20 protein-coding genes are annotated in these 19,917 nt (G+C 47.6%); 13 read left to right on the top strand and 7 right to left on the bottom strand.

Annotation, left to right across the window (positions count from 1 at the left end; translation table 11 throughout):
* Positions 1–671: 671 nt before the first annotated feature.
* The 4 genes from HYW89_02700 to HYW89_02685 form a co-directional block, all read right to left on the bottom strand.
* A complete protein-coding gene (locus HYW89_02700) occupies positions 672–866 on the bottom strand; it encodes an SEC-C domain-containing protein (protein QQG44899.1) in 195 nt (64 codons plus the stop codon).
* 227 nt (positions 867–1,093) lie between these two features.
* A complete protein-coding gene (polA, locus tag HYW89_02695; GenBank protein ID QQG44898.1) occupies positions 1,094–3,763 on the bottom strand; it encodes a DNA polymerase I in 2,670 nt (889 codons plus the stop codon).
* Positions 3,760–4,194 carry a tRNA (adenosine(37)-N6)-threonylcarbamoyltransferase complex ATPase subunit type 1 TsaE gene (gene tsaE, locus HYW89_02690; GenBank protein ID QQG44897.1) on the bottom strand — a complete coding sequence of 145 codons (435 nt, stop codon included), beginning with the start codon at positions 4,192–4,194 and terminating at the stop codon, positions 3,760–3,762. The genes polA and tsaE overlap by 4 nt, the downstream gene beginning before the upstream one ends.
* A gap of 86 nt (positions 4,195–4,280) precedes the next feature.
* The gene (locus HYW89_02685) at positions 4,281–4,523 is read right to left on the bottom strand and encodes a hypothetical protein (protein QQG44896.1); all 243 of its coding nucleotides are present in this window, start codon (positions 4,521–4,523) and stop codon (positions 4,281–4,283) included.
* 126 nt (positions 4,524–4,649) lie between these two features.
* Here HYW89_02685 and HYW89_02680 point away from each other — a divergent pair, with 126 nt between their 5' ends.
* The 7 genes from HYW89_02680 to HYW89_02650 all read left to right on the top strand — a co-directional run bounded on the left by HYW89_02680 (position 4,650) and on the right by HYW89_02650 (position 10,937).
* Positions 4,650–5,759, top strand: coding sequence for a hypothetical protein (locus HYW89_02680; GenBank protein ID QQG44895.1), 1,110 nt, complete (start codon positions 4,650–4,652; stop codon positions 5,757–5,759).
* An 18-nt stretch (positions 5,760–5,777) separates the two neighbouring features.
* Positions 5,778–7,442 carry a type II/IV secretion system protein gene (locus HYW89_02675; GenBank protein QQG44894.1) on the top strand — a complete coding sequence of 555 codons (1,665 nt, stop codon included), beginning with the start codon at positions 5,778–5,780 and terminating at the stop codon, positions 7,440–7,442.
* 251 nt (positions 7,443–7,693) lie between these two features.
* Positions 7,694–8,713: a Holliday junction branch migration DNA helicase RuvB gene (ruvB, locus tag HYW89_02670; GenBank protein ID QQG44893.1), complete on the top strand. Its 1,020-nt coding sequence runs from the start codon at positions 7,694–7,696 to the stop codon at positions 8,711–8,713.
* A 206-nt stretch (positions 8,714–8,919) separates the two neighbouring features.
* Positions 8,920–9,441, top strand: coding sequence for a PH domain-containing protein (locus tag HYW89_02665; GenBank protein QQG44892.1), 522 nt, complete (start codon positions 8,920–8,922; stop codon positions 9,439–9,441).
* A gap of 2 nt (positions 9,442–9,443) precedes the next feature.
* The gene (locus HYW89_02660; protein QQG44891.1) at positions 9,444–10,181 is read left to right on the top strand and encodes a YebC/PmpR family DNA-binding transcriptional regulator; all 738 of its coding nucleotides are present in this window, start codon (positions 9,444–9,446) and stop codon (positions 10,179–10,181) included.
* 58 nt (positions 10,182–10,239) lie between these two features.
* Positions 10,240–10,731 carry a crossover junction endodeoxyribonuclease RuvC gene (ruvC, locus tag HYW89_02655; protein ID QQG44890.1) on the top strand — a complete coding sequence of 164 codons (492 nt, stop codon included), beginning with the start codon at positions 10,240–10,242 and terminating at the stop codon, positions 10,729–10,731.
* A gap of 53 nt (positions 10,732–10,784) precedes the next feature.
* A complete protein-coding gene (locus HYW89_02650) occupies positions 10,785–10,937 on the top strand; it encodes a hypothetical protein (GenBank protein ID QQG44889.1) in 153 nt (50 codons plus the stop codon).
* Between the two features lie 59 nt (positions 10,938–10,996).
* Here HYW89_02650 and tyrS read toward each other — a convergent pair whose 3' ends face one another.
* The gene (tyrS, locus tag HYW89_02645; GenBank protein QQG44888.1) at positions 10,997–12,187 is read right to left on the bottom strand and encodes a tyrosine--tRNA ligase; all 1,191 of its coding nucleotides are present in this window, start codon (positions 12,185–12,187) and stop codon (positions 10,997–10,999) included.
* A 411-nt stretch (positions 12,188–12,598) separates the two neighbouring features.
* Between tyrS and HYW89_02640 the strand changes: the two genes are divergently transcribed.
* On the top strand, positions 12,599–15,136 hold the full coding sequence (locus tag HYW89_02640) for a transglycosylase domain-containing protein (protein QQG44887.1): 2,538 nt from the start codon (positions 12,599–12,601) through the stop codon (positions 15,134–15,136).
* A 28-nt stretch (positions 15,137–15,164) separates the two neighbouring features.
* Here HYW89_02640 and dnaN read toward each other — a convergent pair whose 3' ends face one another.
* A complete protein-coding gene (gene dnaN / locus HYW89_02635; protein QQG44886.1) occupies positions 15,165–16,265 on the bottom strand; it encodes a DNA polymerase III subunit beta in 1,101 nt (366 codons plus the stop codon).
* A 160-nt stretch (positions 16,266–16,425) separates the two neighbouring features.
* Complete coding sequence (dnaA, locus tag HYW89_02630; GenBank protein QQG44885.1) at positions 16,426–17,805, bottom strand: chromosomal replication initiator protein DnaA; 1,380 nt, start codon at positions 17,803–17,805, stop codon at positions 16,426–16,428.
* A gap of 104 nt (positions 17,806–17,909) precedes the next feature.
* On the opposite strand from dnaA, the gene rpmH reads away from it, so the two are divergent.
* The 5 genes from rpmH (at position 17,910) to HYW89_02605 (ending at position 19,848) form a co-directional block, all read left to right on the top strand.
* Entirely contained in the window at positions 17,910–18,044 is a 135-nt protein-coding gene (gene rpmH / locus HYW89_02625; protein ID QQG45759.1) for a 50S ribosomal protein L34, read from the top strand.
* Positions 18,041–18,382: a ribonuclease P protein component gene (locus HYW89_02620; protein QQG44884.1), complete on the top strand. Its 342-nt coding sequence runs from the start codon at positions 18,041–18,043 to the stop codon at positions 18,380–18,382. The genes rpmH and HYW89_02620 overlap by 4 nt, the downstream gene beginning before the upstream one ends.
* On the top strand, positions 18,342–18,623 hold the full coding sequence (gene yidD, locus HYW89_02615) for a membrane protein insertion efficiency factor YidD (GenBank protein ID QQG44883.1): 282 nt from the start codon (positions 18,342–18,344) through the stop codon (positions 18,621–18,623). The genes HYW89_02620 and yidD overlap by 41 nt, the downstream gene beginning before the upstream one ends.
* Before the next feature lie 68 nt (positions 18,624–18,691).
* Positions 18,692–19,411: a membrane protein insertase YidC gene (locus tag HYW89_02610; protein ID QQG44882.1), complete on the top strand. Its 720-nt coding sequence runs from the start codon at positions 18,692–18,694 to the stop codon at positions 19,409–19,411.
* Positions 19,393–19,848, top strand: a complete 456-nt coding sequence (locus tag HYW89_02605; protein ID QQG44881.1) for a hypothetical protein — start codon at positions 19,393–19,395, stop codon at positions 19,846–19,848. Before HYW89_02610 ends, HYW89_02605 begins: the two co-directional genes overlap by 19 nt.
* Positions 19,849–19,917: the final 69 nt, after the last annotated feature.

The following is a 19,917-nucleotide window of genomic DNA, read 5'->3' as shown; positions in this document are numbered from 1 at the left end:
AAGGAGGCTTTATTTCCCGCCAGAGGCGGGTCCGCCTCCGGCGGATAAGCCGTTTTCCCAGCTGTGATACTGCCGAATTATAGAAAATGTCATGCGGCTTTTTTTCCATTGACAAAGTGTTCAGTTTAATGCTATAATGCAACTAGATCCGTATTCCAATCAAAGGAGGTGCTGTGATGGGTTCCGCGATTGCAGGGCTATTCTTCTGCGTCAGTGGCCTTATCTGGGTGCTGGCGGGAAACACTCCTATCGGAATGATGAATGTGGCGGTAGGAATGATGTTCATCGTTCTGTAATCCACAACCAGAAGGCGTCGCTGAATCAAGGTGCTGAGCGTCACTCTAAACCGCTTTTTTTCTTTGCCAAAATTCGTCCTCTGCATCCCATGACACCCCTGTTACTCATCCCACAACAGAAAATGTCATGCGGATTTTTCTTGATACAGAGTTGACAGAAACCCGTTCCTTATTATATCATACTCATAGTTCTAGTCCCTTAACCTGGGGGTAAGCCAATGAAGAAATTCTCAGCTTGGGTTGTCTTTCTATCCTGTCTCTTCATCTTGCTAAGCGTTCTGGTTGATCTTGGCTCTGGATCGTTACCGCAATCGAAAATGCTTAATAGCTTGGGCGTACAACCGCTTATTTACAACATTTTCATGTTGATTGGTCTCAACGCTGGGTTTCGTCTCTGGTGGTACTGGAAGTAACCTTCCCCATCTTAAGCCGTTTATACGGCTCTTTTTTTATCCCTACGCCCCATGACCCATGACATCTTTTGTATTTCTTCCCCGAACCGCAGGGGCTTGACAGATTCTGTAGATATGCTATACTGTAATTACGATGGTGGTGCGCCACCCATCTCAATGACCTCGTGGCCTAAATCCGTAGGATTGTGGCCACCGAGCGAGAGGTGACTGTTCTTTCGAGGGGCAACCCCTCCTGTAGCGATTCGATCTGCGGATCGCTACAGAAACCGCAATCATTCGTTCTGTTCTTCGTGCCCGCCAAGGTTTCTAGCCTGAAGCGGGCCTTCTTATTTTCCATGGCATTTTTTATATTTCATCCGCTACTTAACTTGCCGCGCGGACGTGTTACAGACTCTTCTGCTCGCCCCAATTCCTGCCCGTTTTTGCATCCACCACGAGCGGCACCTTTAACTCAACGGCACCCTCCATAATTTTTCTTATTTGGGGCGTGACCTTTTGAACAAGCCTTTTTTTGATTTCAAATAAAAGCTCGTCATGAACCTGCAAAAGCATACGGACACCATTTTCTAGTTTTTCCCGCCCCTCTGGGGCGGCTTTCCGAATCCACTCATCAACCTTAATCATCGCGAGTTTGATAATATCGCCGGTGCTGGACCCCTGTATGGGCATGTTGATGGCCATGCGTTCCGCTTCGCGCCTCAATTGCCAGTTGGGCGAGTGAATCTCGGGAATATAGCGGCGGCGGCCAAAGATAGTTTCCACATATCCATTTTCTTCAACAAATCTTTTTGTGTCTTCAATATATTTTTTGACCCCTGAAAAATCGTGAAAATATTCATCAATAAATTTTTTGGCATCTTCGCGCGACATCCCCGCCCCTAGGCCCGCTGGGCCGGGGTGGCGGCCCCCTTCGGGGGACCTAGCCATTGACTCGGCAAAAGCTTGAGACCCCATGCCATAAAGAACCCCGAAATTAAGAGTTTTGGCTGCGCGCCGTAAATCCGGCGTTACTTTTTCCAAAGGAATATTATAAATCTCGGAGGCGGTAAGTTTATGTATGTCCATGCCTTTTTTAAAAGCCTCAATCATTTTTTTATCGTTGGCAATATGCGCGGCCACGCGAAGCTCAATTTGGGAGTAGTCAAAAGAGACTAGCTCGTACTCGTCTTGAGCAACAAATGCTTTTCTAATTTCGCGTCCCAGCTCTGTCATAATAGGAATATTTTGGAGATTGGGGTCGGAGGAAGAAAGACGTCCAGTGGCAGTTCCTGTTTGATTATAGGTTGTGTGCAATCGTCCGGTTTTGGGGTTTACAAGCCGCGGCAGTGTATCTATATATGTAGTTTTCAGTTTTATAAGCTCCCTATAGCCAAGAATTTTTACAATAATCGGGTGTTCGCCTTTTAGTTTTTCAAGCTCCGAGGCGCCGGTGGAAATCACTCCGCCTTTCTCGGTTTTGCGTAGTCCGTGGGTTTTAATGTTTAATTTTTCAAAAAGAATACGGGAGAGCTGCTGGGAGGAATTTATATTAAAATTTCCACCGGCAAGTTTATAGATTAGCGCGGTGAGGTCCTCAAGTTTTTTATCAACTTCTTGGGCAAGCCTTTTTAAAAAAGCGGCATCAATAAGTATCCCCCGCTCCTCCATATCCGCCAAAACTCTCACTGCCGGAAGCTCAATCTCCTCAAAAACTTTTTTGATTTTTCCCTCGCTTAGTTTTGATTTGAGCGACTCAACAATCTCAAAAAAGTGAGAAATTTCGTCCCGCGGATTTTGCGAAACAAGCCGCCCCAGCTCGCGGCTGGCAACGGCCAGAAAAGAGAAGTCGCGCGTAAATTGGCTCGTTAAATAGGCGGCAAGCATTATATCAAACTCAACCGGACCGGGTTCTATGTTGAATCTATGCAGAAAATGAATAAGCGCTTTGCCGTTGTGAACAAAGAAGCGCTGCGTCTCAAAAAATCTTTTAACCTTGTCTTCTTTTAAAAGTTTCGGGTCTAACTTATAAACCCTGCCTCCTTTTTCAGGGATTAGAAAAAGATCTTCCTTCTCAAGGACCAAGCCGGTTCTTGGCGCATTTTTAAAAACTTGTTCAAGCTCTGCTACGCCCGTCAACTCCTCAATGGCGCGGGTTCTGGCGGGAACAACAAGCAGTGCGGCTTGCTCCGATTTTGGCGCGCCCTCAACATTAAGGCGCTTGAGAAGACTATAAAATCCCAATTTTTGGAAAACGGCGCTAACCTTTCCGTCTTTTTTTTCACGATACTTCATTGCCTCCAAGCCGAATTTAACGGGAACTTTAGTGTTGATTGTCGCGAGATCCAGCGAAAATCTGGCGTCCTCCTTGCCTTGACGCAGTTTTTCTGCGATGGCTGGCGAAATTTTTTTTGTTCCTTTCTTCAGCGCCTTATAAACCCCGTCTATGGAGCCGAACTCTTTAATAAGTTCGGTGGCGGTTTTCTCGCCGATTCCTTTTACTCCGGGGATATTATCCGAGGGGTCGCCCTTAAGGCCTTTAAAATCAACTACTTGTTCGGGTTTAAATCCATAGCGCTCCTCAACTGCTTTTTCATCATAGGTTACGGTCTCTGTTATTCCTTTTTTCATCGCATAGACCCTAACTCGCGTACGAACAAGCTGCAGGGTGTCCATATCGCCCGTCACTATAATAATTTCCACTTTTCTGTCTTTCTCAAATTTTCGGGCAATGGTTCCTATAACGTCGTCGGCCTCGTATCCTTCTTTTTCAAAAACGGGAACGCCAAAGGCCTCCAGCACCTCTCTTACTTTTGCAAATTGACTTGAAAGCTCCGCGGGTGTCTCCGGCCGCTGGGCCTTATAGCGCTCGTAAGCAATGTGCCGGAAGGTGGGTCCCGGCAAATCAAAAGCAGCCGCGATATAATCGGGTTTTAGTTCGCGCAAAATCCGCAAAAAAATAGTGGTAAATCCGTAAACGGCGTTGGTTGGCTCGCCGCTTGACGTGGTAAGCGGGGGCAGAGCGTGATAGGCGCGATGGATCACGGCGTGGGCATCAACTAAAACTAATTTTTTCATTTTTTAATTTTAATAATCCTCTCCGCGGGATTTTTCCCGTGCTTAAATTTTATCCATAGTGCGCCGTGCGGAATTAATTTTTTAATTCTATCGGCCCACTCAATAACAATGATCGCGTCCTGATCGCAAAGTAAATCTTTAAAACCAAGATGCAGTAAATCTTTTGATGAGCGGAGACGATAGCAGTCAATATGGATTAAATGTTTAAATCGTCGGTGTGCGGTCTGATAAATTTTTATCAAAACAAAAGTGGGACTTAAGATACGCTCCTTTATGCCCAGCGTGGAGGACAGGCCCTGCACAAAAGTGGTTTTTCCGGAGCCCAAATTGCCCTCAAGCGCCATAACTCTTGGGCCTGCTATGTCTTGTTTTTTAACTCTGTCTAAAACAAAACGGGCAATTTTCTTAGTTTGGGCAGGGCTTTTTGACACCCTAATCATGTCTACAGCGTAACTAATATTGAACAAATAAAAAAGCGGCCCGGAAGCGCGCATTGCGCTCCGGGCCACGACGTCCTTTAGCGGCGGTAAACGTCTCTGACTTTCCCGCCGCTGAACTCAAACCCCTGGGTGGTGCCCCTCACCCCGGGGGTTGAGGCAAAGCCCCTACCCACCGAAAGTGCGGCGCCGGGAACCGACCACTCCGCAATCGCTCTGGGATGCGGGGTTTCCGATTCCGACACCACCCTGAAAGTCGCACATGCCGCCAGAAGCGGCAGGACGAACACAAAAAGCAGGATCAGGGTTCGGATTCGCTTCATCTCACCCTCCTTTTTAGGTTCTAGTTTATACTATAATAATACACCAAAAAGAATAAAAAGTCAAGCGTTTAGTTTTCCACAAGTTGGTGTTTGACGTTATTCTCGTACGGAGCTACGAATAGGGTCATGGACATACAAAAAGCAACTGAACAAATAGAAAAAAGCGGGCACTTAGTTTTCCTTGTGCCCGAATCCCCCACCCTAGACTGTTTGGCTGCCAGCGAGGTGCTGGCCTCTATTTTGGCCAAGCGCAATAAAAAAGTAGGCTTTGCAGGAAGTTTAACACCAGAGACCATACCCAACGCCGACCTTTTCCCGTATCTCCGCACTCCGCCCCAACCCTTAAGGGAATTCGTGGTCTCTTTAGATACCAGCCAGATCTCTCTTGGGGAGTTACGCTACGAAAAACACGATAATCGGGTGGAAATCATACTCTCTCCAAATTCCCTTCCTATAGAAAAAAACCAGATATCGTTTCGCGCGGGAAATATTCTCTGTGATTCGGTCCTGACCCTCGGACTTAAGGACGTAGAGGGGGATCGACCCGAACTTCCTCCAGAATTTTTTACCGAACACCCCATAATTAATATTGATAACGCGGACGATAATAAATACTTTGGTGAAATCAATTTGGTTGACGCCAAGCGCTCTTCGCTGTCAGAGATTGTCTACGAGTTGGTGTCTCTGCTGACCGGAGCGGCGTTGGAAAAAGAACACGCCACCCTGCTTCTGGCTGGTATTGTTTCGGCAAGCGGCGGCTTTTCCTCGCCCCAAACCAATGCCGATACATTTCTCGCCGCATCGGAGCTTATGCGGCTGGGTGGAGAAAACCAAACCGCATATGGGCTTGTAAACTCGTACCTACCGCTGGGTCTCCTTCAACTTTTTGGCCGCGCTTCGGTTCGTACCAAAACCGGCGAGAAAGAAAACGTGCTCTGGTCATTTGTGACAAAAGAGGATTTTGAAAAAACCGGGCGCACGCCGGCTGATACTTCTTCGGTGCTGGCACACCTAGAAAAAACTTTTCCCCAAAAAAGCGCAACCGTATTGCTCTCGCAAAATCCGGAAGACGGGCTGGTTCAGGCAACCGTGGCCGGTGAACAGAGAGTACTGGAAGCAATACGGTCGCGTGAAGGCGGCGAATTTCAAAGCCCGTATCTAAAAATCTTTGGCGTCTTCCCCTCCTTTCGTGAAGCCGAGGTGCATATCACTTCGTTGCTGAAAGAAATTCTCTAACCTACAATTAAATTACAGATGACAGCCCGCTTTGAGGAAGAAAAACCGAAAAGAAAACTTGAGCTCCTTCGACGCAAAGAAGAAGAGAGTAGTGTTAAAATTTTATCGCAAAAGTACAAAATACCCTATGTTGATCTCGGCACTTTTCCTGTGGAGACCGACGCCATCAAAATAGTTCCGGAGGAAACGGCGCGCAGAGCCGAACTTGTGGTTTTTCAGGTAGCAGGTAAACGGCTTGATGTTGCCGTACGTAATCCGGAGAAAGAAGAGACAAGGGCCGCCCTACGGCGCCTGGAAGAAGATCATTTTACCTTTAATCTTTATCTGGCCTCAAAATCAAGTCTGCTCCGCGCCTGGGAGATTTATAAAAAAGTACCCGTGGAGTACGAAGCGGCATCCGGCACGGTTCAGTTAGCACCCCAAAAAATAATTGAGCTTCAAAAAGAACTTACTACTCTGGGGGGGGTTGGACTGCGTATTGAAAAAGGGCTTGCCGGGCGCACCACCGAGGTACTGGAAATAATTCTTGCCGGGGCGCTGGGACTGGAGGCCTCGGACGTACATGTAGAGCCGCAAAAAGAAAAGGTGCGTCTTCGTTTCCGTCTGGACGGCCTGCTCCACGACGTAGCCAGTCTGCCGCCCAAAGTTTACAATCTGCTCCTTTCCAGAATCAAGCTTATTTCCGAACTAAAGCTGAACGTGCACGATAGGGCACAAGACGGCCGTTTTACGGTTAAAACCAACTCTACGGATATTGAAATTAGAACCTCTGTTCTTCCCGGACCCCACGGAGAAAACACCGTCCTTCGGATTCTAAACCCCAAAGCACTACAGGTACCATTTGAAGAGCTTGGTATGCAATCCTGGATTATTGAGATTGTGGCGGATGAGCTTAAAAAACCAAACGGCATGATTCTAACCACAGGTCCCACTGGTTCTGGAAAAACAACAACTCTTTACGCTTTTTTAAAAAAAATCCATTCGCCGAGTGTGAAAATTATTACCATAGAAGACCCCATAGAGTACCACCTCGTTGGTGTAGAACAAACACAGGTGAGCCCCGAGAATGGCTACGATTTTGCTAACGGCCTCAGGGCTATAGTAAGACAGGACCCGGACGTGATACTGGTGGGTGAGATTAGAGATTTTGAAACGGCGGAGACGGCCATGCATGCGGCCCTGACCGGACATCTGGTTTTTTCCACGCTGCACACCAACTCGGCCGCCGGCACAATTCCAAGACTGCTTGATCTCGGAGTAAAACCTGCCATCATCGCGCCGGCCATAAACATAACCATGGCCCAGAGACTTTTAAGAAAACTTTGTGTCCGCTGCCGCACTCCCGTAAGCGTGGGGGTTGCGGAAAAAAAGAAAATAGAAGCGGAGCTCGGCCGTTACCCCAAAAAAGCTCCTCTGCCCAAGGATTGGAAAATCTTCAAGGTCACCCCCAAAGGATGCGACGACTGCAGCGGCATCGGTTATAAAGGCCGGATTGGGGTTTTTGAAATTATTTTAATTAATGATGTTGTGGAAAGACTTATTTTAAGAGAGCCTTCAGAATTTGAAATAAAAAAAGAGGCCGAGCGCCAAGATCAAATAACCATGCGCCAAGACGGCCTCCTGAAGGTACTGGCTGGGATCACGGATTTTGAGGAGCTGGAACGGGTTGTGGGAACGGACTAGATTGGGGGTTGCTATATTCGGCCGTGGGCAATTACTCCGGTTTGGGAACACGGAGGCTAGGATTTCTCCCAGGCACCAGCGAGCTAACACCGGCTGGCCCTGGTGTAAAAATCCCCATTTAAGGATGTAAACCTTAATTGCCCACGGCCAAAAATAACAACCAAAAAGGGGCCACGCCCCCCCAGTCGCACTATAAAAACAGTTTACTTTTTTGTCAATCGTCATTAATAATTATACCAGTATTAATCATCATGTCAACCAGCCCCATCACTGCCCCCCACAAAGAAAAAGAGGACGTTTCGCTTGACCTTGCCCTACGTCCGCAGCGCTGGAACGATTACATTGGGCAGGAACACACCAAGAGAAACCTGCGCATCCTCATTGATGCGGCCCAAAGGCGGGGGGAACCAATAGAACACGTGCTGCTATCCGGCCCGGCCGGCCTCGGAAAAACAAGTCTGGCCCATCTTATTGCGCGGGAAATGAACACCAATATCCGCGTAACTTCGGGTCCTGCCGTTGAGCGGGTGGGCGACCTCGCTTCTATCTTGACCAACCTTACGCCGGGTGACGTTTTGTTTATTGACGAGGTACACCGCCTAAATAAACTGGTTGAGGAAGTACTGTATCCGGCCATGGAAACACGCAATCTTGATATCATAATAGGCAAGGGGCCTTCGGCGAGAATTATTCAAATAGAACTTCCGCCCTTTACAATGATTGCCGCCACCACCCGCATAGGTCTTCTCTCCTCGCCGCTTCGTTCTCGTTTTGGGAGTTCGTTTCGTCTTGACTTTTATACTAACGAAGATATAGAAAAAATTATAGAACGCTCGGCGCGGATCCTCGGAATAGCCACGGAACCTGCTGCGGTAAAAATAATTGCGCGTTCCTCCCGTTTTACTCCCCGTGTTGCCAACCGTTTACTCAAAAGAGTACGCGACTATGCCGAAGTACACGGATCTGGCGTTGTTAGTCAAGGCGCCGCCAGCAAAACCATGGAACTTTTGCAGGTGGACGAACTGGGCCTTGAGCCCATGGATCGCAAAATTCTTGAGGTGGTAATATCCAAGTTCGGCGGGGGGCCGGTGGGTCTGCAGGCCATAGCCGCCGCTTCTTCGGAAGAGGAAGACACACTGGAGGAGGTCTACGAACCGTATCTTATGCAGCTTGGTTTTCTTGAGCGCACCCCCAGGGGACGGCTTGCCACAGAACGCGCCTACCAACACCTGGGATTCAAGGTCAATAGACAAAAACCACTAATTAGTTAGGCAATATTATGTTTGTAGCGGCTGCGGTTTTATTTACTATCTTCTCTCTTCTGTACGGTCTTTTTTCTAGCGCGATTATTTACCACCTAAAACAATACACCTTGCCGGGCCGCCCGTATCCTAAAATCGTAAGTACTGTTTTTGTTTCTCTCTCCCTCCTTTTTTGGCTCTTTGCGCTTTATTTTTTAATAAAAATGCGATAACTTATGCTGCGTCTCAACGAGGACGAAAAGGTGGTGCTGGTAATACACAAACACTGGTTTATAATAGCAAGGCAGGTTTTGGTTATAATTATTCTTATTATGCTGGCGCCCGTTGCCCTTACTTTTCTCCCCCTGATCACGGGCGGTCTTGACCCAACACTGGTGGAAACCTCCACTAATTTCTTTCTTTCCATTTACGTCATGGTGTTATTGCTGTTACTTTTTCTTCTCTGGATGGACCACTATCTGGACATGTGGATTATAACTACGGAGCGTATTGTGGACGTAGAGCAGCGAGGCTTATTCAGCCGTGAGATTTCAGAAATTCCCCTATCAAGCGTGCAGGACATCACCATAGAGATACGCGGCCTAATAGAAACCTTTCTTAAATTTGGGAAACTGCGTATACAGACCGCCGGCGAGAGAGAATTTACTATAAAGGACGCACCCGCTCTTTACGAAGCCAAAGACATTATTTTAAAATATGCCCGCGGCCGCCGCCAAGAACAAGGGTCCCAAATTTAAAAATGGCTGGTCATTCCAAGTGGGCGCAAATAAAACATAAAAAGGCGGCCACCGACGCTAAAAAAGGACAATTATTCTCGCGGCTTATCCGGGAAATAACCGTGGCTGCAAAAGGCGGGGGCGCGTCGTCAGAATCAAATCCGCGACTGCGCGCGGCTTTGGAACATGCGCGCTCTGCCGGTCTGCCTAAAGATAACATTGCCCGCGCCCTCGCTCGCGCGTCTGGCGGCGGGGGTGGGGCAGAACTTCAGGAATTTTTGTACGAGGCTGCTGCCCCGGGCGGTTTGAACATACTCATTGAGGGCACGACCGATAATAAAAATAGATCGCTGGCGGAGATTAAAAATATTTTGGAAGAACACGGCGCCAAACTGGCTGAACCGGGCAGTATAAGCTGGGGTTTTGAAAGGGTGGGAACTATTGAGGCGGCCGGACCCGACCACCAGTCTCTGTTGCCGGAGGAAGTAGAACTTGCCATAGCAGATTCCGGCGCCCGCGATTTTAAAAAACTCAACAACTCTTGGATTGTAGAAACCAATCCTGCTGATCTTGAAAAGGTAACAAGGTCGTTGGAAGACAAAAAGATTATTATAAAAAATACTTATGGCGGGTGGAGACCGCGTTCTCCAATTCGGCTTCCGGAAAATTTAAAAGAGTCGGGCGAGGCGCTCCTTGAGGCACTGGTGCATAACGAGGACATACAGGAAATCCACACAAACCTTGAGGGAACACGCCCCTAATTGCCCATACCAGCGCCGAATTATTAGGAACCGTTCTGCTCCCGCTATCATATCGGCCATGATCATACTTGGTATTGATCCCGGAATTGCTTCTGTTGGTTACGCCCTGCTCGGGTGCGACAAAAAAATAAAACTTTGTTCTGCTGGTCTTATAAAAACGCGGCCCGGAGAAATGCAGGGAAGACTTTTAGAACTCCACCGGGAAATTAATACACTAATAAGGACGTGGGGGCCGGACGTAGCGGCCATGGAGCGGGTTTTTTTTGCTAAAAATCAAAAAACGGCCCTAACAGTCTCCGAGTCCCGAGGCGCCATCCTGTTGACAACCGCCCTTGCGGGACTTAGGGTCTATGAATATACTCCGCTTGAGGTTAAAAAGAGCGTAACCGGAGACGGCAGAGCCGATAAGCTGCAGGTAAAAAAAATGTTGGGGCTTACCTTGGGTGGGATTGATGACCCGGGGGCGGCTGATGACGTTTTTGACGCGGCGGCCATAGCGTTGACCCACCTTTTTGTTTCCAAGTGGGGCCGCGTAAAAGGGGGTCTTTAGTCCATATAAAACAAAAGGTCGATCAATCAACAAATTTTTCTTTGATCATAACTATGCCTTACCGAGGCTATGACGAATTTGCACTAAATCAGGACGATGACCCGGAAGAAGACGGCGATGGAGAGCCGTTAGTTCCTCCCGACTACGAAGACCTTGGGGACGCAGGCGAGCCGGGGGAAGAGAAAGAAGAAGACGCATACGAGTAACTAAAAACCGTCCCGCTAACAGCGGGACGGTTTTTATTTTAACCTTGTCCGGGTGCCTCTTATTCCACTCTAGCTAATCGTCTCTTGCCCGCACGTATGGTGGAGCCGTGTTTTATGTTTATTTCCGAGGGAACCGTAATCCTCTTTCCGTCAATCTCTACCGCCCCCTGCGCTATCAGGCGCCGGGCATCAGATTTTGATGCGGCAAAACCAAGCCTAAGGAGAAGCTCTGTTAACTCCCACCTGCCGATTTTGATTGTAACCAGCGGGGCCGCTTTTTGAAATTCTTTTTTGGAAAATATTTTTAAAAACCTGTCCCGCTCTTTCTGGGCAACTTTGTTTCCGTGATATCTACGGACTAGGGCTTCGGCAAAAAACAACTTTGCCGCCATGGGATTCTGTCCACCCCTAAGCGCGTGTTCAATCCCACGAATCTTATTTGGGGGCACGTCGGTATAAACCTCAAGGTACGGAACAATTAAAGAGTCAAGCAACCGCATGGCTTTTCCGAATTTATCCTGGGGGCTGTCCGAAAGACCTATATAGTTTCCTAAAGATTTGGACATTTTCTCGCCGCCCCCCACCCCCGGCAGAATCTTGAGAGCTACAATTACCTGCGGGGGCTGTCCGAATTTCTCCTGAAACATCCTGCCCAAATGTTCGTTAAACAGCTGGTCTGACCCAACGATTGTAAGGTCGGAGCGCAGGATAACCGAGTCATAACCCTGAAGCACGGGGTAAATAAGCTCACTCATATAAATTTCTGTCTTTTTTCTAAGCCGCCCCTGAAACATGTCCCGCTCAATAAGGCGCGCGTGGGTGATATGAGAAAGAAGTTTCAAAAACTCCGGCGCACGCATCTTGTTATACCATTCGGAACTGTAGTGAAGTTCATAGACACGGGGGTTTGTATGCAGTATTTTTTCAAGTTGGTTTTTAACGGCGGCTATGTTTTTTTTAATAGTTATCTTGGGCAGCATCGGCCGCGTCTTTAGTTTGCCGGTGGGGTCTCCTATTTGGGTGGTCACGTCTCCCAAGAGAATTACGGCTTTGTGTCCTGCCTCCTGCAATGCGCGCAGTTTCCAAAGACTGACCGCATGCCCGATATGAAGTTCCGGGCCCGAAGCATCAATCCCGTGTTTTATTCTAAGTACCCGATTGCGACTAAGCAGTTTTTTTAACTCCCCGCGCGTTACTATATCCTCAACGGCCCTTGTAAAGACTTCAGAGTCAAGCGAAAGCTTTTTCATGAAAACATGATAGCATGATGGGTTTTTAAAGTGAAGCTCCACGGGCTTACGCCCGTGGCATCTCGCTTTTTCGCATCAGCGAAAACTAAGCGAGATGCAGCGAAATCCGCCAAAGCATCCTCCTTCGCTCTTCGAGTTACGGATGACCTCCGCCCTCGCATTTCCCTAGACGGCTTTGCCGCCGGTGGCTAGGCTCTTCGAGCCGCCATCCCGGCTAATGCCTAGGGAGATCCCGGCCTGAAAGGCCTAGGGACATCCACGGCCTTATCCAGCCTTCGTAGCCGAAGCTACTTCGGCGGAGTAGGCCAGCCGTGGCTTTCTGCGACGGCGGGTAAATTGGCGGCGGCGCAAAACAAACACAAAAAGGGTTGGGGCTGGAAAATCAAGAAGTTATGCGGTACAATATTTTTCATGACGGTGGTTTTTTCGCCGCGCGTCAAAAAGAGACGAATCCGGCGCTTTTTTATACCAGCGCTTGTTTTGCTTTTCTTGGGGGGCTGGTGGAGTTATTCGGCACTGCGCGAACTTCCGGGCCCCAGCCGTATTACCGAACGCTCCGTAATTGAGTCCACCAAAATTTATGATCGGACGGGTCTGGTGCTTCTCTACGAAATTCACGGCGAGGAAAGACGAACTACGATCCGGTTTTCAGAGATTTCCCCAAATATCAAGTGGGCCACTTTGGTAGCCGAGGATATAAATTTTTATCGGCATGGGGGCATAGACTTTCGGGGTATTGGGCGTGCTTTAATTAAAAATATTGTGCGGGGAGACGTCACACAGGGAGGATCAACCATTACCCAGCAATTAGTTAAAAACTCCATTTTAACCGGCGAGAGGACCCTAGCCCGCAAGTTTAAAGAGGCTATTCTGGCCGTGGCGCTGGAGACCAAATATTCAAAAGATGAAATTTTTGAGCTTTACCTAAATCAAATTCCTTACGGATCTAATGCTTACGGCATTGCCGCGGCTGCCCAGACCTTTTTTTCAAAAAAACCGGAGGGGCTTAGTCTGGCGGAGTCAGCACTTCTGGCTGCGCTGCCCAAGGCACCAACTTATTATTCGCCCTACGGCTCCCACAAAGAAGAACTGATGGCGCGCAAGGACAAAAATATTGAGCGCATGCGGGAGGCGGGGTTCGTCTCCCAAGAAGAGGCGGCTCGTGCCAAAAAAGAACATCTTACTTTTGCGCCGCCGCACCAGTCCATCCGTGCACCCCATTTTGTAATGTACGTTCGTGAACATCTCAACGAAAAATATGGTGAGGACTTTGTGGAAAGGGGCGGATTAAAAGTAATAACCTCGCTTGACTGGAAACTGCAGGAGGAGGCGGAAAAGATAGTAAAGGAGGAGGCAGAAAAAAATGAAAACCTGGTCAAAGCAGCTAACGCGGCCTTGGTGGCCTTGGACCCTAAATCGGGTGACGTTCTTGCGTTGGTGGGGTCAAAAGATTTTTTGGGTAAACCCTATCCCGACGGCTGCACTCCGGGCCTTAACTGCCGCTTTGACCCCCACGTTAATGTGGTTATTCGTCCGAGACAACCCGGTTCGGCATTTAAACCCTTTGTTTATGCCACCGCCTTTAAAAAGGGCTACACCACAGAAACCGTGTTAATGGACGTCCCCACGGAATTTAATCCTTTATGCGGCTACGACGGGGTACCGGGCCCAACGATTAAAGAAGAAAAAGAGTGTTATCATCCTCAAAACTATGACGAAACCTTTCGTGGTCCGGTATCGCTAAGGCAGGCGCTTGCCCAGTCGCTTAACGTTCCCTCGGTTAAGCTTCTTTACCTTGCGGGCGTGGAGGACTCCATAAAGACCGCCGAAACGCTGGGTATCACCACCTTAAAAGATCCCAACCGCTACGGTCTTTCGCTGGTTCTGGGCGGTGCGGAGGTCACGCTTCTTGAGATGACCTCGGCTTTTGGTGTTTTCTCGCAGGACGGGATTCTACACCCCAAAAACGCAATTTTAAAAATTGAGGACTCTCGCGGCGCGGTGCTGGAAGAAAAAAAAGAGTCCTCGCTGGCGGTGCTGGATACCGAGGTTGCGCGGACGATAAATGACGTTCTTTCCGACAACGAGGCGCGCGTCCCGACTTTTAATCCGCGCAGTTCGCTTTACTTTCCTGGTCGGCAGGTTGCGGCCAAAACAGGAACCACCCAAGAATTTCGTGACGCTTGGGTTATAGGATACACGCCATCCCTTGTTGTGGGTGTCTGGGCCGGTAATAACGACAACGCGTCCATGCAGAAAGGCGGACTTTCTATCATGGTGGCCGGCCCTCTTTGGCACCGCCTCTTTGAATTTTTCTTGGCTCAAAAACCGCCGGAGGAATTTACTCCGCCGGAAAAAACAAACTCCACCAAGGCAGTATTAAGAGGTCACTACCGCTCCGGGTCTTTTATAAAAATTGATAAGATTTCGCGAAAGCTTGCTACGGTCTTTACTCCTGCGGGGCTGGTGGAAGAAATAAGTACCGGGGAAATAAAATCCATCCTTTCTTTTATTAGGCGTGAAGACCCCACCGGCGACCCGCCATCCGAACCCCCGAACGATCCGCAGTTTAAAAACTGGGAAGAGGCCATCAAGCACTGGCTTTCGGCCAATAAAATTGCTGAACCCTCTATACCCAAAGAGCCCGAAAACCTGCACGACCCCGACAAAAAGCCACAGATAAACTTTTTGGGATGGAGGGCTGGTGTTCCTGTAAAGGGGCCCATTACTTCCTTTTTGGTAAAGATCCGGGCGGTGTTTCCTCTTCAAGAGGTGTCCTTATTTATCAACGAGGGGCTTATGTCCTCTAAAACAACCCCTATCGTTTCTGAAACAATCAATTTCTATCTGCCGTCCCCGCTTGGAGCCGGAAGTTATAGAATAAAAATAACCGCCTACGATGCGGTTGGAAACAGTGAGTCGCATGAGGAGGAGTTGACCGTTTGGTAAACCCCTTAATTGGGAATCGGTCTCCTTCTTAGCTCGTTCTTATGGGCATTAAAACGTAAAAGAAAGAGCCGCCTGATTTATTTTGCAGCAGAGACGGACCCTGCTCGGTGTTACAGCCGAAAAATATCTCATCATCCTCAAGGGCAGAAAGACCATCTAATAGAAATCGGTAATTAAAACTTGCCTTAACCTGTCTACCCCTCCCTGACACCGGGATTTTTGTTTTATACTCACCCACCTCTTGGTTGGCGGATGTAATTTCCGCCTCTTTCGGAGAAAAAGCAATGGTTATATCCTGCAGCCTTGAAGAAAAGATACTCCCTGCCTTAACAGCGTCAATAAATTCTTCCCTTGGTATATAACACTCTGTTTCAAAACTTTTAGGGACGATGCTTCCGTACTCCGGGAAAGATCCCTCTATGGTTCGCGAAATCACGGTGGTGTGTCCTGTGCTGTATACCAACTGGTTGTCTCCGAATGCTATTTCTGCCTCCTCGTCATCCTCCTCTCCGAGTCTTACCAACTCTTGGGCAACCCGGTAAGGGACAATAAAGGAGCAGGCGTCACCAGAATAACGCTCCTGCAGAGCGAGTGTTTTTTCGGCCAGCCTAAAGGTGTCCGTGGCCGCCAACTTCAATGTGTTTCCCGAGATCCTAAAAAGCACGCCAGTAAGTTCTGGTTTAAATTCTGATTGAGAGACCGATGGCAATACGACGTCTAATCCTCTTTTAAAATCGGCGGTTAAAACAGATAAGGTAACTGCTTTTTTAATTTTGGGGAGTATAGGAAAGTCTTCTGTGCCCACCCCGTTTATTTTTGTGTCCTTGGTATCGGTTTTTATTAGTAAGCTGCTTTGCTTTTCTTCTAAATTTACTCTGTCGTCTTTTATGGACTGGATGAGAGAACTTATAACTTTTGCCGGAACACTTATTTTGCCTTTCTTTTCCGCTTTGCCCGGAATTTTTATTTTAACAGCATATTCAAGATTAGTGGCTGTTGCAAATAAAACATTATCATCTGTTTCCAGTAATATATTGCTTAAAATTGGTAAAGATACGTTTTTCCCCGCAAAACGTTCTGCTGTTGATACCGCATATAATAGATTTTCTTTGGTGCACGAGAAACGCATTGTTAGTTAATAGAAAATAACTTATTATTATTAATAAAGAATATGCTGTGGATAAAAATGTATTTTTATACCAACAGATAGTCACCCACTAAGATCCAACGGATGTAAACAAGGTGGTGATTATTTGTTGATTTCTTTAAGAATGAAAATTAAAAGTATCTTATCCGAGTAACATCCTGTCTTTAACAGCTCGTATTTCCTCTTCTAATTCAGGGTTTGTCTTCAGTTCCCCCCCAACTTTTTCACAGGAGTGAATGGCGGTGGTATGGTCCCTGCCACCGAAACGATCCCCAATAGAAGGATAAGATATCTTTAGTTCTTCGCGCATCAAGTACATGGCTATTTGACGCGGCCTCACGTAATCCTTTTTGCGGGAACGCTGAATAAGATCCCTTTCTTCTATGTCATAAAATTCGGCCACGGCCTTCAATATTTTTTTTGGGGAAAGGAACCTTTTAGGTGCGTTGATATGCTGGGACACGATTTTTTTAACCTCCTCCAGAGAAATCGGGGAACGGGAAATGCGGGAGGCCATCGCAACCCGGTTCAAAGACCCCTCCAGCTCCCGGATGTTGTTTTTAATAGTTTCTGCAAGGTATCTAAGAACCTCTTCCGTTATCGTTGTGGATTTTGATTCGGCCTTGGTTTTTAGAATAGTAAGACGGGTTTCAAAATCCGGCACGCCGATATCCGCGATCATGCCGCCCTCAAAACGGGAACGTAGCCGCTCTTCCAGCGTAGCAATGGCTTGGGGCGGGCGATCAGAAGAGAGTATAATCTGTTTGTTTTTTTCGTAAAGGGCGTTAAAGGTGTGAAAAAATTCTTCTTGCATTTTTTCCGTTCTGGCCATAAACTGGATGTCATCCATAATTAACATGTCAATCGCGCGATACTTATCCTTTAGCTTATTTATTTCTTGATTTTTGAGAGCCTCCACTATCTCTATCATGAATTTTTCTGACGGAATATAACGCACTTTGCAATTCGGATTTTGTTTGAGAGCGGCATTGCCCACCGCCTGTATCAGGTGGGTCTTGCCCAAGCCAACCCCACCGTAAATAAACAGCGGATTGTAACTTGTGCCCGGGCTTTTAAGAACCGACTGGGCGGCGGCATGTGCAAGTTCGTTGAACGACCCGACCACAAAGGAGTCAAAAGTATAGCGTGGGTTGAGGCAGGTCTCCGGATCAATGGTTAGTTCCCGGATATAAGATTCGTCCCCCATTGGTACAATAGAAACAGAATGACGGCGCTTGGGCGTGTCTCTTTTACCGGAGGATTCCTCCGCCCCGTTAACCCTGCCAATAATATAAGAAACATCTTTTATGTCAGATGAAATTTCGCGCAACGCATGGAGAATGGGTTTATGGTATTTATTCCGCAGCCACTCTTTGGCAAATCCGTTTGGGACAGCTACGGTGGCCACACCGTTTTCGATGCTTGCAATCCCAGTACCCTGAAACCACGTAAGGAAGCTGGGTCGGGAGAGAGTTAGTTCTATTTTAGCAAGCGTGGCCTGCCAAAGTTCCTGCCTTTCCATAAATTATATAATTAAGATAACACCACCCATTATACAACAAGGGCAAATACTAGAAATGTGTAAATGGTGTGCATAGCTTGTTTATAAAAATTCTAACACTCAAAATGTCAATTACTTATCAACCAGCAAAAAGAAAAAGGAAACGAACGCATGGTTTCTTAAAAAGAATGCAGTCCTCGCGCGGAAGAGGGATTTTGGCGCGCAGACGGGCCAAGGGAAGAAAACGGCTTACAGTATGAGTGGGACAAAAAAACTGCTTACCGTTAAAAACCCAAAGGATTTTCATGCTCTACTGCGTCGTGGGCAGAAGACGGAGTCCCCCTTTTTTCGCGTCGTTGTGAACCGCACCAGTCTTTCTAACAGCCGTTTTGTCTTTGTTGCACCCAAGTCTGTTGACAGGCGATCAACCAAAAGAAATGTTCTAAGAAGACGCCTGCGCGAATGGGTTCGTAGAAATCCGAATGTTTTTATCCACCCCAGCGACTTTTTAATTTTTATTAAAAAAGAGGCAGCGGGTGCTTCGCGCACCAACTTTTATGAAGATTTCAAAAAAACACTGGAACGAGCCGCTCGCTAGATTTGTTCTAACAGTAATCACTTTTTATCAGAAGACAATTTCTCCGGACCATGGCGCGGTCAGGATTTTGCCACCCAGCGCGCGTTGTCGTTTTTATCCCTCCTGCTCAGACTACGCGCGGCAAGCAATCCGTCAATATGGACTAATAAAGGGGGTTGTGGTGTCCGTCAGAAGGATTTTGAGGTGTCATCCCGGGAACGCGGGCGGATACGATCCCGTTAGAGATTTAGGGCAGCAGTAACTTATGGTTTTTGTAACATCTTTGCAACTCTATAATGTAGTATTATCATGATTTAAATCTCTAACGGGATGAACTCCATCACCTATCTTTATACCGAGGTTCTCTGGAGGCCGCTTTTCAACGGCCTTGTTTGGTTTTACACCACCCTCCCCTGGCAGGATCTTGGGCTGGCTATTATCGTTTTAACCCTTGTGATTCGTTTGATACTGTCACCGCTATTTCTAAAAATGCAGAAGTCCCAGCGTGATCTTGCTGTGCTGCAGCCGGAGATTGAGAAGGTCCAAAACCAGCATAAAAACAACAAAGGAGCGCAGGGAAAGGCCCTCATGGAACTTTATGCCGAGAAAAAAGTAAACCCGTTCGGCGGCTGTCTTATTATTTTGATTCAGCTGCCCCTTCTTATAGCGTTATTTCAGGTGTTTCAAAAGGGTTTTGACCCGGCACAGCTTTCTTATCTTTATTCTTTTGTAAAAAATCCGGGCGCACTCAACCCGGTTAGTTTTGGTCTGGTGGATTTGTCCAAGGGAAATTTGTTTTTTGGGGTCATAGCCGCCCTAAGTCAGTTTTTGCAGACCAAGCTGTCAACGGCCCAAGCCGCGCCCCAACCGCCCGCGCAAGGAGACTTTGCCAAAATTCTTAGGTGGCAAACGCTTTATCTTTTTCCGGCACTTATAATTATTTGGTCCTCAAGCCTTCCCTCTGCGCTGGCCCTGTACTGGACGGTTTTAAACACTTTTGGTATTATCCAGGAAACCATAATGCGCAGAGTATGGAACAAGAACGTATAAAAGAAGAGATAAGAAGCATGTTTACTCATATGGGATTTGAGGAAGACATAGAAGATATTGAGGCTCATCAGGGAACGACGAGCCGTTTTAGCATCAGGGTACGGCAGGATTCCAGCATGCTGATTGGAGAGCGCGGCGTGAACTTGGTGGCCATTGACCATCTGCTGAAGAAAATCATAAGAAAAAAATACGGCGAGGAACAAAAATTTACCCTAGACATCAACGATTATCGCATTAAAAAACTAGAAGACCTGAAACAGGATGTAAAAAATGCGGCCCGAGAGGTGCGTTTATATCATCGGGAAGTGCCGCTTCACCCCATGTCGTCTTTTGAGCGCCGTATTGTTCACCTGCTCCTCGCCGAGTACCCGGACATAACAACAGAGTCCATAGGACAGGAACCAGCAAGAAGGGTTATTATAAAACCCTACCCGTAAGGGGATATAGCAGACAAAAATAGCGAGCCACAACACCAACCAAAATCCGCCCTAGGGCGGATTTTGGTT

It is taken from the genome of Candidatus Sungiibacteriota bacterium, from assembly GCA_016432465.1.
Taxonomy (GTDB): Bacteria; Patescibacteriota; Minisyncoccia; order Sungbacterales; family HO2-52-23.
The sequence above is the reverse complement of the archived record's forward strand: the minus strand, read 5'-3'. Positions and strand labels throughout refer to the sequence as shown.